This window comes from Streptomyces sp. M92 (assembly GCF_028473745.1).
Lineage (GTDB): Bacteria > Actinomycetota > Actinomycetes > Streptomycetales > Streptomycetaceae > Streptomyces.
On the sequence record NZ_CP101137.1, the window covers coordinates 2687810 to 2704287 of the forward strand.

The 16478-nt window shown below is 73.6% G+C and carries 15 protein-coding genes; 6 read left to right on the forward strand and 9 right to left on the reverse strand.

The window, feature by feature from the left end; translation table 11 throughout:
- Positions 1-3 precede the first annotated feature (3 nt).
- Positions 4-1644, forward strand: coding sequence for a cell division protein PerM (locus M6G08_RS12320; RefSeq protein ID WP_272587181.1), 1641 nt, complete (start codon positions 4-6; stop codon positions 1642-1644).
- Positions 1645-1844: 200 nt separating this feature from the next.
- On the opposite strand, the gene M6G08_RS12325 is transcribed toward M6G08_RS12320, so the two are convergent.
- Positions 1845-2636 (reverse strand): hypothetical protein, encoded by a 792-nt coding sequence (locus M6G08_RS12325; RefSeq protein WP_272587182.1) that lies wholly within the window; start codon positions 2634-2636, stop codon positions 1845-1847.
- A gap of 300 nt (positions 2637-2936) precedes the next feature.
- Here M6G08_RS12325 and purN point away from each other — a divergent pair, with 300 nt between their 5' ends.
- Both purN and purH read left to right on the forward strand, forming a co-directional pair.
- Positions 2937-3575, forward strand: coding sequence for a phosphoribosylglycinamide formyltransferase (purN, locus tag M6G08_RS12330; RefSeq protein ID WP_272587183.1), 639 nt, complete (start codon positions 2937-2939; stop codon positions 3573-3575).
- Positions 3572-5149 carry a bifunctional phosphoribosylaminoimidazolecarboxamide formyltransferase/IMP cyclohydrolase gene (gene purH, locus M6G08_RS12335; RefSeq protein WP_272587184.1) on the forward strand — a complete coding sequence of 526 codons (1578 nt, stop codon included), beginning with the start codon at positions 3572-3574 and terminating at the stop codon, positions 5147-5149. Before purN ends, purH begins: the two co-directional genes overlap by 4 nt.
- 72 nt (positions 5150-5221) lie before the next feature.
- Here the strand turns inward: purH and M6G08_RS12340 are convergent, their stop codons facing one another.
- The 8 genes from M6G08_RS12340 to M6G08_RS12375 all read right to left on the reverse strand — a co-directional run bounded on the left by M6G08_RS12340 (position 5222) and on the right by M6G08_RS12375 (position 12537).
- Complete coding sequence (locus M6G08_RS12340; protein ID WP_272587185.1) at positions 5222-5737, reverse strand: hypothetical protein; 516 nt, start codon at positions 5735-5737, stop codon at positions 5222-5224.
- Positions 5738-5757: 20 nt separating this feature from the next.
- Positions 5758-6339 (reverse strand): peptidoglycan-binding domain-containing protein, encoded by a 582-nt coding sequence (locus M6G08_RS12345; RefSeq protein WP_272587186.1) that lies wholly within the window; start codon positions 6337-6339, stop codon positions 5758-5760.
- A 246-nt stretch (positions 6340-6585) separates the two neighbouring features.
- Positions 6586-7953 (reverse strand): protein kinase domain-containing protein, encoded by a 1368-nt coding sequence (locus tag M6G08_RS12350; protein WP_272587187.1) that lies wholly within the window; start codon positions 7951-7953, stop codon positions 6586-6588.
- A complete protein-coding gene (locus tag M6G08_RS12355; RefSeq protein ID WP_272587188.1) occupies positions 7950-8690 on the reverse strand; it encodes an FHA domain-containing protein in 741 nt (246 codons plus the stop codon). The genes M6G08_RS12350 and M6G08_RS12355 overlap by 4 nt, the downstream gene beginning before the upstream one ends.
- 199 nt (positions 8691-8889) lie before the next feature.
- Positions 8890-9369 (reverse strand): hypothetical protein, encoded by a 480-nt coding sequence (locus M6G08_RS12360; RefSeq protein ID WP_272587189.1) that lies wholly within the window; start codon positions 9367-9369, stop codon positions 8890-8892.
- Positions 9370-9469: 100 nt separating this feature from the next.
- Entirely contained in the window at positions 9470-11050 is a 1581-nt protein-coding gene (locus tag M6G08_RS12365; protein ID WP_272587190.1) for a protein kinase domain-containing protein, read from the reverse strand.
- Entirely contained in the window at positions 11047-11814 is a 768-nt protein-coding gene (locus M6G08_RS12370; RefSeq protein ID WP_272587191.1) for an FHA domain-containing protein, read from the reverse strand. Before M6G08_RS12370 ends, M6G08_RS12365 begins: the two co-directional genes overlap by 4 nt.
- A gap of 132 nt (positions 11815-11946) precedes the next feature.
- The gene (locus M6G08_RS12375) at positions 11947-12537 is read right to left on the reverse strand and encodes a hypothetical protein (RefSeq protein WP_272587192.1); all 591 of its coding nucleotides are present in this window, start codon (positions 12535-12537) and stop codon (positions 11947-11949) included.
- A gap of 285 nt (positions 12538-12822) precedes the next feature.
- Between M6G08_RS12375 and M6G08_RS12380 the strand changes: the two genes are divergently transcribed.
- From M6G08_RS12380 to M6G08_RS12390, 3 genes are all read left to right on the forward strand, one after another.
- Complete coding sequence (locus tag M6G08_RS12380) at positions 12823-13677, forward strand: bifunctional methylenetetrahydrofolate dehydrogenase/methenyltetrahydrofolate cyclohydrolase (protein ID WP_073724890.1); 855 nt, start codon at positions 12823-12825, stop codon at positions 13675-13677.
- 109 nt (positions 13678-13786) lie between these two features.
- Positions 13787-14224 (forward strand): DUF3017 domain-containing protein, encoded by a 438-nt coding sequence (locus M6G08_RS12385; RefSeq protein ID WP_272591321.1) that lies wholly within the window; start codon positions 13787-13789, stop codon positions 14222-14224.
- 626 nt (positions 14225-14850) lie between these two features.
- Entirely contained in the window at positions 14851-16140 is a 1290-nt protein-coding gene (locus M6G08_RS12390; RefSeq protein ID WP_272587193.1) for an XRE family transcriptional regulator, read from the forward strand.
- Positions 16141-16478: the final 338 nt, after the last annotated feature.

Here is a 16478-nt window from a genome sequence, read left to right on the forward strand (position 1 = left end):
AGCATGGCGGGCGTGATGCAGACGACCGCTCGCCCAGCCCCGCTGTCCCTGCTGCGCACCCGGTGGCGCGACCGGTCGCCCGGTCTCTCCGACGGCCTCCTCGGCGGCGCGGTCGCGGCCGGGCTGGGACTCGCGTCGTGCGCCGTGCTCGTGACGGTGCTTTGGATCAGCTCGCCCTACCCCGACAGCGGGCCCGGCGGCACTCTGCACGTCGCCGCGGCGCTGTGGGTGCTCGCGCACGGGGCCGAGCTGGTCCGCGCCGACACGCTCTCGGGAACTCCCGCGCCCGTGGGTGTCACCCCGTTGCTGTTGCTCCTGCTGCCGGTGTGGCTGCTGCATCGCGCGGCCCGGGACGCCACCGACCCCGGGGAGGGGGTGGGGGTGGCCGTGGGCGGCGGCGCGAAGGCGGGGGCCGGACGCCTGGGCGCGGGCGGGCGCCCGCGGGACGCCGGGCCGCCGCCCGTCTCCGCGCGCAACGCCTGGGCGGGGGTCGTGCTCGGCTACCTCGCCGTCGCCGCGCCCGTCGTGCTGTACTCGGTCGACGGCGCGCTGCGGCCGTCCTTGTGGTGGGCGGCGATCTGCCTGCCGCTGGTCACCGCGGGCGCGGCGGGCGCGGGAGTGTGGACGGCGTTCGGCCGTCCGGGCGGCCCGGTGGGCCGGGCGCTGCGGGTGCTGCCCCGGAACCTGCGGGAGCTGATCGTGGAGCCGGACGCGCGCCTGGGCGCCGCCACGCGCGCCGCGGGCGCCGGTGCGGCGGTGCTCGTCGGAGGTGGGGCGCTGCTGCTCGCCGTGTCGCTGGTGTGGCACGGGGGCGCCGCGCAGGAGTCGTTCCTGCGGCTGACCGGGGGGTGGTCGGGGCGGTTCGCCGTACTGCTGCTCTGTCTGACCCTGGTGCCGAACGCGGCGGTGTGGGCGGCGGCCTACGCCCTCGGCCCGGGCTTCGCGCTCGGCACCGGTCATGTGGTGGGCCCGCTCTCCTCCGCGCCGGCACCGCTGCTGCCACCGTTCCCGCTGCTGGCGGCGGTGCCGGACGCCGGGCCGGGCACGCCGCTGCACTGGGCGGCCGGGGCGGTGCCGTTGGCGGCGGGGGTGGCGGTGGGGTGGTTCACGGCGCGGGCGGCCACGGCGGATGCGGGCCGGGAGCAGGCGGTGCCGGGGGGCGACGCGGCCGCCGCGGGGTGGTCGTGGCGGCGAACCGTCGGCGCCGCCGTCCTGGCCGCCGTGCTGTGTGCCGTGCTCGTCGCCCTGCTGGCCGCGTTGGCGGGCGGTCCGCTCGGCAGTGCCGCGCTTGCCCGGTTCGGGCCGGTGTGGTGGCAGGTCGGGGGCGCGACGCTGGGGTGGATCGCGGTGGTGGCGGTACCGGTGGCGGTGGTGGCGCGGGGGGCGCGGGTGTGGCGACGGCGGGGGCGCGGAGCCGCGGCGGGAGCCGTGGCGGAGGCTGCGGTGAAGGCGTCGAGGGCGGGGGCGGAGACGCCGAGGGTGGGAGCGGATGTCGGCGGGCGTCGGTGGGGGTGGGTGCGGTTGCCGTTTGGGGGGCGGCGTGAGGAGGGCGGGGATGTGGGGGAGGAGCCGGCTGACGAGGACGCGGTACCGTACGACCTTCTGCCGGTCGACGCTCCTGGGCAGCCGCCTCGGACGCCGTGAGTGGTGGGAGGCGGGCTCGGTTGGAGCCCGGGAGGTTTGGTCGCCCCCGCCGCCCCTTCCCTTGCCTTCCCTTCTCTTCCCGTCCCGTCCCGTCCCGTCCCTGGGGGCTGCCGCCCCCAGACCCCCGCTTCCTGCCTGAACGGCCTCGTCCTCAGACGCCGGACGGGCTGAGACGGCCGCGGGTGGCCACCCCCGCGGTCTCAGTCCTCCGTGCCCAGCAGGTCCCGCAGCTGTTCCGGCAGATGCCGGTCGCAGGCCTGTTTCGACTCGTTGGTGAGGGCGTCGTTGCGGCAGGTGTAGTAGTCGTTGTAGACCAGCTGGGCCCCGAAGGAGGCGGCGACCAGGAGGACGGCCAGGGAGGACGTGACCAGGCCGCTGATCGCCGCGGTGCGCTGCGGTCGGCCGGCGGTCTGGTCGGCGGGCCGGGCCGGGGTGTCCGGGTCGGAGGCGGCGCGGGGCTTGGCGCGCAGGGAGCTGATGCCCCAGTACAGGGCGAGCGCGCCGAGCAGCAGGGCCACGTACGGCCAGGTGAACAGGGCGAAGAACAGGGCCCACATGCCGCTCAGCAGCGCGTAGCGGGCACGCCGCTGGACCGGGTCCGTCGGGTCCCAGCGCGGACCGGAACCGCCGCCCGGGCCCTCTGGGCCGGACCCGGAACCGGAACCGCCGGGACGCTCGCCGAAGCCGCCGGAGGACCGGCCGGGCTGTCGGTCGCTCCACCGGCCACCCCACGGAGAACGTCCGCCGCCGCCCTGGGAGTCGCCGTCGCCCGACGGGTGCCGCGGCTGCCAGGGGCGGTCCGGCGTGCCCTCCGGGGGCGCTGCGAACGGATTGTCCCTGTCGGTGTCCCTGTCGGTGTCCTTGTCGGCGGCGCCGTCCGAGGGGGTGTCGGGCGGTGAGGAGGGGCGCTCCCGCAGCAACACGGTGCTGCGCTCCCCTGGCTGTGCCGACTGCTGGGGGAGCGTGAGCAGTCGCAGGCTGCGGTCCGGCATCAAGTGAGCGTCTTCCCCTTGGCGATCTTGACGGTGAGGCACGGGCGAACTGGTCGGCCCGACCTGTGAACGCGTGACGCGCGGGCCGCGTTCCCGGTCCGGCTCCACGCAGACGCTACCTCCCGGCCACGCCCCCGTCCCGAGGGGGCCGCCCGGTGTGCCGGTATCGTTGCTGACGGTCGACCGCTTCGTAGACTTCCCCGTATCCCGGGGCGCGAAGCATTCGTACGACCGCACAAACGGATGAACGTACAAAACGTACGGCCGTGAAGACCCGCTCCCCCGAGAAAGGCCCCCACCGTGGCCGCCAAGCCCGTGGCCCAGCGAGCCAAGCGCCTAGTGGTGCTGGTCTCCGGATCCGGCACCAACCTGCAGGCGCTCCTCGACGAGATCGCCGCCACCGGCGTCGAGGCCTACGGCGCCGAGGTCGTCGCCGTCGGCGCGGACCGTGACGGCATCGAGGGGCTCGCGCGCGCCGAGCGCGCCGGCCTGCCGACCTTCGTGACGAAGGTCAGGGACTACGGGACCCGTGACGCGTGGGACGCGGCGCTCGCCGAGGCCGTCGCCGCCCACGAGCCGGACCTGGTGGTCTCGGCCGGGTTCATGAAAATCGTGGGGAAGGAGTTCCTGGCGCGGTTCGGCGGACGGTTCGTCAACACCCACCCCGCGCTCCTCCCCAGTTTCCCGGGAGCCCACGGTGTGCGGGACGCGCTCGCGTACGGCGCCAGGGTCACCGGCTGCACCGTCCACTTCGTCGACGACGGCGTCGACACCGGGCCGATCATCGCGCAGGGCGCGGTGGCGGTCCGGGACGAGGACGACGAGAGCGCTCTGCACGAGCGCATCAAGGAAGTCGAGCGAAGGCTGCTCGTCGATGTCGTGGGGCGGCTCGCCCGCAACGGCTATCGCATTGAGGGACGAAAGGTAGTTATCCAGTGACCGCCACCGCCACCGCCGGGAGCAACAAGCGGGCCATCCGTCGCGCGCTCGTCAGCGTCTACGACAAGACCGGGCTGGAGGAGCTGGCGCGCGGGCTGCACGAGGCCGGCGTCGAGCTCGTCTCCACCGGTTCCACCGCCGGACGGATCTCCGCGGCCGGCGTGCCCGTCACCAAGGTCGAGGAGCTGACCGGCTTCCCCGAGTGCCTGGACGGCCGGGTCAAGACCCTGCACCCCAAGGTGCACGCCGGCATCCTCGCCGACCTGCGCCTGGACAGCCACCGGCAGCAGCTCGACGAGCTGGGCGTGGCGCCGTTCGACCTGGTCGTGAGCAACCTCTACCCGTTCCGCGAGACCGTCGCCTCCGGCGCCACCCCCGACGAGTGCGTCGAGCAGATCGACATCGGCGGCCCCTCGATGGTGCGCGCCGCGGCCAAGAACCACCCGTCGGTCGCCATCGTCACCAGCCCCGCCCGGTACGCCGACGTGCTCTCGGCGGTCAAGGACGGCGGCTTCGACCTGGCCGCGCGCAAGCGCCTGGCCGCCGAGGCCTTCCAGCACACCGCCGCGTACGACGTGGCCGTCGCCTCCTGGTTCGCCGCCGAGTACGCCCCCGTCGACGAGTCCGGCTTCCCCGACTTCCTCGGCGCCACCTACGAGCGCGCCCACACCCTGCGCTACGGCGAGAACCCGCACCAGCCCGCCGCGCTCTACACCGCTCCCGGGGGCGGCGGCCTCGCGCAGGCCGAGCAGCTGCACGGCAAGGAGATGTCGTACAACAACTACACGGACACGGACGCCGCCCGCCGTGCCGCGTACGACCACGCCGAGCCCTGCGTCGCGATCATCAAGCACGCCAACCCGTGCGGCATCGCCGTCGGCGCGGACGTCGCCGAGGCCCACCGCAAGGCGCACGCCTGCGACCCGCTGTCCGCGTTCGGCGGCGTGATCGCGGTCAACCGCCCGGTCTCCAAGGAGATGGCCGAGCAGGTCGCCGAGATCTTCACCGAGGTCATCGTCGCGCCGGACTACGAGGACGGCGCCCTCGAAGCCCTCACCAAGAAGAAGAACATCCGCGTGCTGCGCGCCCCCGAGGCCCCCGCCGCCCCGGTCGAGGTCAAGCCCGTCGACGGCGGCGCCCTCCTCCAGGTCACCGACCGTCTCCAGGCCGAGGGCGACGACCCGGCCACCTGGACCCTCGCGACCGGCGAGGCGCTGTCCGAGGCGGAGCTGGCCGAGCTGTCCTTCGCCTGGAAGGCGTGCCGGGCCGTCAAGTCCAACGCGATCCTCCTCGCCAAGGACGGCGCCTCCGTCGGCGTCGGGATGGGCCAGGTCAACCGCGTCGACTCCGCGAAGCTCGCGGTGGAGCGGGCCGGCGCCGAGCGCGCGCAGGGGGCGTACGCCGCCTCCGACGCGTTCTTCCCCTTCCCGGACGGCCTCGAGATCCTCACCGCGGCCGGTGTGAAGGCCGTGGTCCAGCCCGGCGGCTCGGTCCGTGACGAACTGGTCGTCGAGGCCGCGAAGAAGGCCGGCGTGACGATGTACTTCACGGGGACGCGGCACTTCTTCCACTGATTCCACCGATTCCACTGACGCGGACGCCCGCCCCGCCGCCGCACACCGCGGCGCCAGGGCGGGCGTTCCGGTTCACGCCACCGCGTTGTTGACCACGGCGATCTGGTCCGTGAGTCCGGAGTCGTCCCAGAGCTCGATGACGAGCCGCCTGCCGTCGGTGATGTCCAGGTCGTACATGCGGTAGTCCACGGCGGCGGACGAGGTACCCGCCGACATGACCCCGCCGACCCGGACCTTGCGTCCGGCCTCGTTGTAGTAGGAAACGGTCACGTAGTACGAGTCTCCGTCGTCCCGGGTGTCGTAGACCCAGACCTGTTCGTCGTGCGGGTGGAACTCCATCTTGCCGACCCACGTGCCCCTGTTGACGTCGAGGTGGACCTTCATGGCCACCCCACCGGGGTCGTACTTGAAGTACGTGCCGTCGTAGGAGTCCGGGTGGCTGCACGGACAGCTGTCCGTGTCGTAGGGGATGGGCTGAACGCGCGGGTTGGGCGAGTACGCCTCGGCCGGTGCCGCCGTGGCGAGCATGGCACCAGTGGCCAGGCTCACCCCGGTGAGGAGCCCGGCGATCCGCCTTCTGCGTGTCATGGGTCTCCTTCGTCCGTCCGTCAGTCGCAGTAGTTGGCGGTGTACGAGGCGTACACCGGGCCGCCCTTGTCCCGGTCGCCGTCGGTGTAGATGATGTACCTGCCGTTCGTGGCGCGGAGGAAGTCGAGGTCGTGGTACGCCCCGTCGTACCTGACCCGGAGGTGCTCGCCCGAGGCTGTGCTGCCCGAGACATACCGCAGTTTGCCGTCGGCTCGACCGAACGTGTTGCCGCCGACCCAGCCGTCGGCGGTCAGCCCCCAGCGTGACTGGAGCTTCTTCGTGGCGTACGTCGTGTTGGGCCCGAACCTGCCGTCGATGTCCGAGAGGTCGTAGCGGCTGCCGTTCGACTCGGTGGCACCCTCGGCCCAGAGGATCTGCTGCCACAGGCAGGTGGCGGTCGAGTTCGCGTACGACGAGCTGGACAGGTCGCCCTCGTCGCCGAAGTCGTCCGTGTAGGTGCCGCCACCGTTGACGTAGCCGGAGCCGGCCGAGGCCGAAGCGGGCGAGGCGCTCACCGCCATGGCGCCGGCGGCGAGTGCGGCGACTGCGGCGGCGCTGACGCGGGTGCGTGACAGACGGATACGTGGAGTGCGGAAACGCATGGTGGGCCTTCCCCCTTGGTCCGGTGATGCCTGGCGTGCTGACATCGCCATGTTGGGCGGGTTGCCCGGTCGGGGGTACCTGCAAAGTTCCAGGGTGCCGGACGCGTCCCGCACCACGCCGCTTCTGCCGGGCCGCGTCGTTCACCCGCCCAGCGGCACACGACCAGCCGGGCCTGGGCGCGAGGGACCGCGCGAGCCCAGCCGTCGAAGGACGTTCTGGGCCGGTCGACAGTTGCCCCCCAGCACTCAGTCCCCCGTCCTGCTCTCGCGCAGCGCCCGCCACGTCGCCGGCCCGACCGTCCCGTCCGCGTCCAGGCCCGCCCGCTGCTGGAAGATGACGACCGCTCCGTGGGTCATCGGGCCGAAGTCGCCGTCCACCGCGCCGACCTCCTCGATGCCGTGCAGGTGCTTGAGCAGGCACTGCAGCTCCCTCACCTGACTTCCTCCGTCGCCCCGCTTGATGGTGAAGTCCCAGGTGCCGCTGTGGCCGGCCGTGTAGCCGCCGCCGTGGGTGGCGTCCTCGTAGACCGCGGGCTTCTCGCAGGTGGGTGGCGCGGCGGCGGCCGGGGCCGATTCCCACGGAGTGGTGTACGCGAGGCTCGCCGCGCCGATCGTCGCCGCCGCCAGTGCCGCCGTCAGGGCCGGGCGCCGCCACCGCCGGGGACGCAGCCTCGGCAGCCGGGCCGACCGGGAGGTGCCCGCGGCCTCCTCCACCCGGCGCAGCAGCGCGGCGGTGGCGGTGGTGCGTTCGGTGTGGGTGGGGGCCAGACAGTCCCGCAGGATGTCCCGCCAGACCTCGGGGAGCCCGGGGGACAGGCGCAGTCCGTCACGGCCGCGCGCGTAGCGCATCGCCGCGTCGGAGCGTGCCTCCGAGGTGCCGCCCGGCAGCGGGAACTCGCCGGTCAGGACCACGTGCGCGAGCACACCGAAGGCCCAGACGTCGGCCGACGGGCGGATCCGCGTCCCGCGCTCGTCGACCTCCGGCCACAGGAGTTCCGGCGGGGTGTAGTCGGGGGTGGCGAAGGCGGGGGTGTAGGCGTGCGTGCCTTCCAGTTCGGCGGCCATGTTGAAGTCGGCGAGCCGGGCCGAACCGTCCGCCATCAGGAGCACGTTGGCCGGTTTCAGGTCCCCGTGCACCCACCCGGCGTGGTGCAGCTGGTGCAGGCCCTCGCAGATCTGGGCCAGCAGGGCCGGTCCGGCGTCCGGGGTCGGGTCCCGGGCCAGTACCGCGTCCAGGGAGCCCTCGGCCCGCTCCAGCACCAGGACGGTGGCCCCGTCCAGCTCGGGATGGTCCGGGTCGTCGACCGTCAGTGTGTCGTACATGCGGATCAGCCGGGGCGAGCGCAGCCGCCGCAGCAACTGGACCTCCCGTTCGGTCAGGTCGCGCAGGTGGTGCAGCTGGCGCGGGGTGCGGGTGCCGGTGGCCAGGAACTTCAGCGCCGCCCGGCACGGCGGCTCGCCACCGTCCGAGGTACGTCCGGCCGACGCGCCGGCGGCGTCGCGGGTGGCGTCGTAGACCGTGGCGAACGCTCCGGACCCGAGCGGCTCGCGCACCTCCCACGGCCCGATCCGGTATCCCCTCGGCACCGGGACGGCGTACGGCCGCCCGGTCACTGTGCCGCTCCGCTCGGGGCCGGGGCGAGTACGACGAGGTCGTCCTCGCGGACCAGGTCGAAGCGGAGCGCGAGGGAGGCCAGGGACTCCTTCTTGCCGTGGGTGCGCCTGCCCGGCTCGGCCGTCTCCGGGCCGGGTCGCAGCCGCAGCTTGACGGCGAGGTAGTCGATGTTCCAGTAGACGGCGGAGCGGCTGACCTTGGGCCAGCTCGGGCGCAGCCGTTCCACTATCTCCTCGACGGCGGGCAGCGGGGCGCGGGGCTCACCGCGTAGGCGCCGCTCGCACAGCGCGGCCAGCACCGCGAAGTACCGTTTGGTGCGGTCCAGCGCGAACGCCGGTACGGTCCCCGTCCCCTCCAGACCCCCGCGCTCGACGCTGCGGAAGGCGTGCCGCGGCGCCCACACGTCGAAGGTGAGCAGGTCGCCCGCGGCGGGCAGGGTCACCCGTGCCAGTTCGAACGGCACGGGCGCCTCCACGCGGCCCGGAGCGACCTTGATGTGTTCGCCGGCGCCCTCCGGGTTCTCCACCACGTAGGTCTGGTCCTCGCTGAGATTGCTCAGCAGCCAGAACGTCCGGTGCGCCGCGATCTCCCCGGCGACCCGGGGCACTCCCGCGTGGGCGATGGTGAGCCCGCCGCCGGATCCGGCCCTGCCGAACTCGACGCGCTCACCCGCGCTGATCCTCAACTGGTCGGTCACACTGCCGCACGACGGCGGCACGACGATGACGCTGTACATGGAGTCGTCCCCCTCCCCCGATTCCCCTCGGGGTCAACCTTCCCCAGTCCAACAAGGGGCAGCGTAGGGGAGGCGGGTGAGGGCATCCCAAGCATTCGGACGGCCCGGCGGGTCGGTGGAACGCGGAGCGGAAGCGGCCCCCGGTCCCCTCCGCGGAGGGGACCGGGGGCCGTCGTCCTGCCGGCTCCGGTGGGGCGGGTCAGCAGGGGCGCAGGTACCAGATCGGGTCCCAGGTGGCGGTGCCCGCCTCGTACGCCGTGGACGTCCAGCGGACGCTGCGGTCCTGGTTGTAGAACCTGGCGACCGTGCCCGGTGTCTGGTTGTTGGTGAACGGGCCGTCGCCCGTCCAGTTGGACAGTTCCCACGTCTGGCACTTGTAGAAGTCGAACTTGGTGCCGTTGACGAGCATGCACAGGTGGCCGTAGTCGCAGGCCAGGGCCTGTGCGTCCTGGGCTCCCAGGGTCCGGGGCGCGTCGGTGACGGTGAGGCCCTCGTACTCGACCGCGTCCGCGGACACGCGCAGCGGCTTGTGCCGGTCGGCCAGTACCTGGTCCGCCTTCTGCTGGAGGCCGGTCACCCGGGTGCCGCCCGGGGCGTCGCCGGCGGCGGCCGTGACCGTCGAGCCGGCCACCAGGGCCGAGGCCGCGAGGAGCAGCGCGGCGGGCTTGGAGATGTTCACTTTCGTCCCCCATGAACGTCGGTCGGTGTCGTACCGCCGAAGCGGTGTGCTCACACCGTGCCCGCGGCCTGCGCCGGGCGGTACCTCACAACTCTCAGGGTCACTTCCTCCCCGGCGGGGTGTACTCCTTGAGGTGGTGAGCGACGCGGTCGGCGTAGTCGCGGTACTTCGGGGGAACCCCGGCCGCGTCGTTCACCTTGTCGTACGACGTCCGGTAGGCCACGGCGATCAGCACCCGGCGGTCGCCCGGCAGGCCGGCGTCGAGACGCGGGGTGATCCAGCACAGGTAGCGGCCCATCGCCGGGATGGACTCGGCGGGCGGGAACGGGGGTTCGGGGACGCTCTCGCCGGGAGTGCCGTCCTCGTTCATCCACCAGCGCAGTACCTTCGGCGTCCAGCGGGCGATGCCGTACTCGTCCCTGGCGGGGTCGGAGAGGTCCGGGTCGAAGTCGCTCTCCACCTTCAGTATGGCGGCGATCAGGGGCGGACTGACCTCCTTGCGATCGCAGTCGTGGGCCGTCTCGACGATGAGCAGACGGTAGGCCGCCGGCACGCCCTTGTCGGTGCGCAGCTCACCGGCGCCGTAGGAGGCGGCGGAGACGTTGGTCGCGCTGCCGCCGGCGCCCGGGACGCCCTGGCCGGGGCCGCCGCCGTCGTCGCCGTCGACGAGGACGGTGATGCCGTAGCCCAGCGCGGCGACGGTCGCGGTGGCGGCCGCCGCGGCGAGGACCGCCCGCCGGGAGCGGGCCCGGCGCGGGAGGAAGGACCGGACGGTGCCGGTGACGGTGCCGGTCCCGGCGGCCGCCGCCACCCGCCGTGCCAGGGCGTCCGTGCCGATGCGTTCGGCGTGCGTCCGGGTCAGGCAGGCGCGCACGACTTCCCGCCACGCCTCGGGCAGCTCGGGCGACAGGCGCAGTTCCTCCGTGCCGCGCGCGTACGCGGCCGCGGCGTCCCGGCGGGCGGCCGGGGTGCCGCCGGGCAGCGGGAAGGAGCCGGTGAGCACGAGGTGGGCGAGGACGCCGAAGGCCCACACGTCGGCGGAGGGGCGGATGCGCCGGCCGCGTTCGCCGATCTCCGACCAGAGCAGTTCCGGCGGGGTGTAGTCCGGGGTGGAGAAGGCGGGCGTGTAGGCGTGGGTGCCCTCCAGTTCGGCGGCCATGTTGAAGTCGGCGAGGCGGACCGAACCGTCCTTCATCAGCAGCACGTTGGCCGGTTTCAGGTCTCCGTGCACCCATCCGGCACGGTGCAGCTGGTGCAGGCCCTCGCAGATCCCGGCGACCAGCGCGGCCGCGCCGGCCGGGCGGGGCGCGGCGGACAGCAGCGCGGACAGGGAGCCCTCGGCCTTCTCCAGTACGAGGACGGTGGCGCCGTCGAGCCCGGGTCGGGCCGGGTCGTCGACGACGAGGGTCTCGTACATCCGCACCAGCCGGGGCCGCCGCAGCCTGCGGTGCAACTCGACCTCCCGCTCCACCAGTTCCCGCAGGTGGGTCAGCTGGCGGGGCGTGCCCGTGCCGGTGGGCAGGAACTTCAGGGCGGCCGTGCGCGGCAGGCCGGCCCGGTCGTCGCCGACCCGGCGGGCCTCGTACACGCTGCCGAAGGCGCCCGTCGCGATCGGCGCCCGCACCTCCCAGTCGCCGACCCGGTAGCCCTTCGGCACCGGGACGGCGTACGCCTCGGTCACCGGGGCACCCGGCGCGGGGGCGCGGTCAGGACGGCGAGGTCGTCCTCCCGGACCAGGTCGAAGCGGAGCGCCATGGCCACCAGGGACTCCTTCTTGCCGTTGAGCCGTGCGCCCGCCTCCGCCGCCTCCGGGCCCGGCTTCAGCCGCAGCTTCACCGCCAGGTAGTCGATGTTCCACTGCACGGACGTGCGCGAGGCGGCCGGCCAGAGCGGCCGCAGCCGCTCGACGACCTGCTCGACGGTCGGCAGCGGCGCGTGCGGCGCCCCGCGCAGCCGCGGCTCGCACAGGGCGGCCAGCACCGCGAAGTAGCGCTTGGTGCGGTCGACGGAGAAGGCGGGGGCGGTCGGTTCGCCGTCGGTGCCGACCGGTTCGCCGTCGGTGTCTTCCGCGGCGCGCAGGTAGTCGTGGCGCGGCGCCCAGACCTCCAGCGGCAGCAGGTCGCCGGCCGCGGGCAGCACGATCCGCGAGAACTCGAAGGGCACGGGCGCGTCCAGCCGGCCCGGCGCGACCTTGATGTGCTCGCCGGCGCCCTCCGGGTTCTCCACCACGTAGGTCTGGTGGGCGGAGAGGTTGCTCAGGGTCCAGAAGGTGCCGTGGGCGGTGATCTCACCGGCTCTGCGGGACACTCCGTCGTGCCCGATCAGCAGTCCGCCCTCGGGCACGGACCGCCCGAAGACGAGCCGTTCGCCGGGTGCGAGCCGGTACTGGGTGCGGGCGGGTTCGTCCTCCGTGGTCGGCGGAGGTACCACGATGATGCTGTACAAGGTGCGTCTCCCCGTGCCTGACGGCTACCCACGTCAGACTATGGCGACGCACCGGGGCCGTGCCTCCCCTCGTACGGGTGAGACACGGCCCGGTGGCGTGATTGGCGCGAAGTGTGCCGTGGCGGACGCTGTTCAGTACTGCGGCCGGTTGAACCAGTGGCTGCCGTTCTTGTTCGCGCAGAAGACGATGATCAGGATGCCGAGGATCAGGCTGATCAGGGCGAAGACGTTGGCGCCCAGCAGGTTGATCACGCTGGCCAGTGTCACGACCGAGCCGTAGACGATCGCCGAGACGCGTGCACCGCCGCGGCCGGTGGCGAACTTGACACCTGTGAATATCGCCCAGAAGGCGAACGCCAGGAAGATCACGCCGAGCCCGATCATGAGGCCCGTGCCGATGTTCGTGACGGCCTCCGCGTCCTGCGCCGAGATGTTGGGGTCGGAGTTGACCTCGTCCTCGATGTAGTCGGCGAACCAGGAACTGGCCGCGATCATCAGCACACCGCCGATGACCTGGCAGGCGCCGAGCACGAACAGCATGACGCGAGCGGCCTTCACCGTGCCGGGCATGACCACGGGGCCCGGTGCGTGGCCGTAGGACTGGACCGGCGGGGCCGCGGGGTACCCGTAGCCGGGCTGGCCCTGGGGCGGCTGCTGGCTGCCGTAGCCCGGCTGCTGGCCCTGCGGCGGACCGTAGGGGTTGTTCGGGTCGCCGAAACTCATGGCGGGACTTCCTCCGTAGCTGTCACGTGCGGGGACGGCGCGCGGCTCGGCTCGGAGGAGGTACTTCGTGCGGTTCGTCCCCCCGGTACGGCCCCGCGGCACTGTGCTACTGCCCAATCGTTCTTGACCTATCTCTTACTTGTCCAGTCCGGCCGCAAGGTGTTGTGCAAGTGCAACAACGCCGAGCACGCCCGCCCGCGGGCGGACGCCTCCCGCGGCGTCCGTACGACGGCCGGATGGGAACCGGATTGGAACCCGGGGCCGGTCATCCGCGAGGATGGGGGCATGACCGCCCAGATTCTCGATGGCAAGGCCACCGCAGCCGCGATCAAGTCCGAACTGACCGCCCGCGTGGCGGCGCTGAAGGAGAGGGGCGTCACGCCCGGCCTCGGCACCGTCCTGGTCGGCGACGACCCCGGCAGCCAGAAGTACGTCGCCGGCAAGCACCGCGACTGCGCCCAGGTGGGCATCGCGTCCATCCAGCGCGAGCTGCCGGCCACGGCGACGCAGGAGGAGATCGAGGCGGTCGTCCGCGAGCTGAACGACGACCCGGCCTGCACCGGCTACATCGTCCAGCTGCCGCTGCCCAAGGGCATCGACGAGAACCGCATCCTGGAACTGATGGACCCGGACAAGGACGCGGACGGCCTGCACCCGATGAACCTGGGCCGTCTCGTCCTGAACGAGCCCGCCCCGCTGCCCTGCACCCCCAACGGCATCCTCACCCTCCTCCGCCGCTACGGCGTGGAGATCAAGGGCGCCGAGGTCGTGGTCGTCGGCCGCGGCGTCACCATCGGCCGGCCGATGCCGCTGCTGCTGACCCGGCGCAGCGAGAACGCCACCGTGACCCAGTGCCACACCGGCACCCGGGACCTGTCCGCCCACCTCAAGCGCGCGGACATCGTCGTCGCCGCCGCCGGCTCCCCGCACCTGGTCCGCCCCGAGGACGTCAAGCCGGGCGCCGCCGTCCTCGACGTCGGCGTCTCCCGCAACGCCGAGGGCAAGATCGTGGGCGACGTCCACCCCGGCGTGGCCGAGGTCGCCGCCTGGATCTCCCCGAACCCCGGCGGCGTCGGCCCCATGACCCGGGCCCAGCTGCTCGTGAACGTGGTGGAGGCGGCGGAGCGCAGTGCCGGCTGAGGACACCCATGGGGGGCGCCCGGGACGCCTGGAGCGCCGGGGGAGCGCGGAGAGCGAGCCCGAGCCCGGGGAGACCCCGAACACCGACGGCCCTTCCGGCTCGGACGACATCACCGTCCGCGACCCCGTCAGCGCGCCCGACGCCGAGGGCAGGCCGCGCCGGACGACCCGGCGATTCCCGCTCTTCACCCGCGACACCGCTCGCCCCGAGGGCGGCGGCCGGGCCGCGGCCGGTGACGCGCCGGCGCCCGCCCGGCAGTGGCCGGTGCTCACCGTGGTGCTGCTGGTGGGCCTGGGGCTGCTGCTGACGGCGCTGGACGTGTTCCGCTGGGGCACGTTCCTGGTCGGCGCCGCGCTCCTGGTCGGCGCCGCGCTCCGCTGGACGCTGCCCGACGTCGGCATGCTCGCCGTGCGCTCGCGCTTCACGGACGTCGCCACCTACGGCGTCCTGGGCCTCGCCATCGCCTTGCTGGCGCTGATGGTCCAGCCGAAACCGGTGCTGAAGCTCCCGTTCCTCCAGGACATCCTGCACTTCACGGTCAGCTAGGGCCTGTCCGGCGGATCATGCCGCAGACGGGGGGCTGGCACGCCCATCTGCGGCGTTGCCGCCGGTCGCCGACTCCCCACGCTCGACTGCGCTCGCGCGGAGGGACCTCCGTCGCGTCGGCTCCCTCCTCCGCCTTGCAGCTGGACGCACCAGCCCCCGCTCACCTGCACTGATCAGGCGCAGTATCTTTCCCGCGACCTGATCCGCCGGACAGGCCCTACGGTGGCCGGGTACGGCGGCCCGTCCTCACCCCCGTGAGAGGACGGGCCGCCGCCGGGACCAACCCTCCTGCACGGCGAAGGCCCTGTTCAACGCCTGTCAGGGCGCTGTGGCACGGAAGTGACCGTTCCGCTACTCCGCTACGCGCCCCACCGCACGGGCCGGGAAAAACGGGGTTCGGTTCCGGGCACGGCTAAGCCGGTGGGACACTGGTCCCCAATCGTTGGGCGTGCGACGGTGCATGCTCGCGGCCTCTGTGCTCCTGTGCGCCCCCACCCCGGGAACTGAGATCCTGACCGGGCGCATCCCTGTGGGTAGCCAGAACGGGGACTTCGCGCGGGACGCCGCGCGAGAGGACCAAGCGGGGGAACGAACAGCACGTCACCGGGGGTAAGAGGGGGGAAGCAATGCCTCGTTGGAAGGCCTTGCCGGAGGAACTCGATCCGCAGATCAAGGAGTTCACGAGCCAGCTGCGGCGGCTCGTCGACCGCCACGACCTGAGTATCGCGTCGGTGGCAGACGCCACCGGCTACAGCAAGACGTCCTGGGAGCGGTATCTGAACGGCCGGCTGCTGGCGCCGAAGGGCGCCATCGTGGCCCTGGCCGAGGTGACCGGTACCAACCCGATGCACCTCACCACCATGTGGGAGCTGGCCGAGCGCGCCTGGAGCCGCTCGGAGATGCGGCACGACATGACCATGGAGGCCATCCGGATCTCCCAGGCGCGCGCCGCGCTCGGCGAGCTGGGCACGCCCGCCGCCAAGTCGGGCGGCGCCGGCCGGAGCGGCCGGGGGAGCCGTGCCGGCCGCCACGCCGGCGGTGCGACGGCCACGCCCGGCGTCGCCGGGCCGGCCGGCGTGGCGCCCACGCTGCCGCCGTCGGTCCCGGCGCAGCCGACGGCCGCCGACAGCGCCGACTCGGCCCTCGGCACGGCCCGGGGCGGTGCCGCACCGGGCGCGCCCTCCGTCCCGTCCTCCGGCGGCGCGGACGACGGCAATTCGTGGGGCCTCGCCGGTTACCGGGGTCCGGCACCGGCCGGCGGCCGTACGGCGAGGCTCGGTACGCGGGCCGACCGCGGGGACGCCGCGGGCCCCGCGACGCCACCGGCACAGGCGTCCGTCGCCCCGGGCGGTCACGGCCGCACGGACGTGCGCGGCGGGCCTCCGCGCGGCGGCTCCCGGGCCCGGGGCGGCTCCTCCGGGGGCGGCGGCAAGCGGGTGACCTCGTTCGTCGCGGGTGTCGTCGGCGTGCTCGTGGTGATCGCGGGCGCCTTCTACGTCATGAACGAGGACGGGGGCGAGAACGAGGGTGCCAAGCCCTCCCCGTCCCCCACCGCGACCACCGAGGCCGCCCTGCCGCCGGGCGTGAAGTGCAGCGGTGACGCCTGCACCGGCAAGGACCCGGAGATCATGGGCTGCGGCGGCGACCTGGTGACCACCGCCGCGACCGCCACGGTCGGCACGGCCGCCGTCGAGGTCCGTTACAGCAAGACCTGCGGTGCCGCGTGGGCCCGTGTCACCCAGGCCACGCAGGGCGCCGAGGTCGAGGTGAGCGCGGACGGGGCGAACCGCCAGACGGGCGCGGTCACCGGGGCCACCGACACCGTCGCGTACACCCCGATGGTGGCCGTGAAGTCCGCGGCCGACGCCAAGGCGTGCGTGACGCTGGCCGGGGGCCAGAAGGGCTGCACGGAGTGACCGGCGCGACCGGGGACGGGCCGCACCGCGCGCCGTCCCCGGGCCGGCCCCGTACCGGACCGTCCTGAAGAAAGTCCCCCGGCGCCAGGCATGGCCCGCCCGGGGGCGGGCAGGCGAGAAGTACCCCCACGGGAGTCCGGCAACGGTATCCCCGAACGGCGGTCGCCTTAGTCCCCCCTCTCCCGGACAGGCGGCCGCCTCCTCATGCCCGCGTGTTCCTCCGCGAGGGGCGTGACGTGCTCCGACGGTGGCCCTGTGGGCCGGGCCACACCGACCCGGAGGTGCCGGGCACCGCGGGCGCGATAGCCTGACCGCTGGATGGATCTCTTGATGCCAAG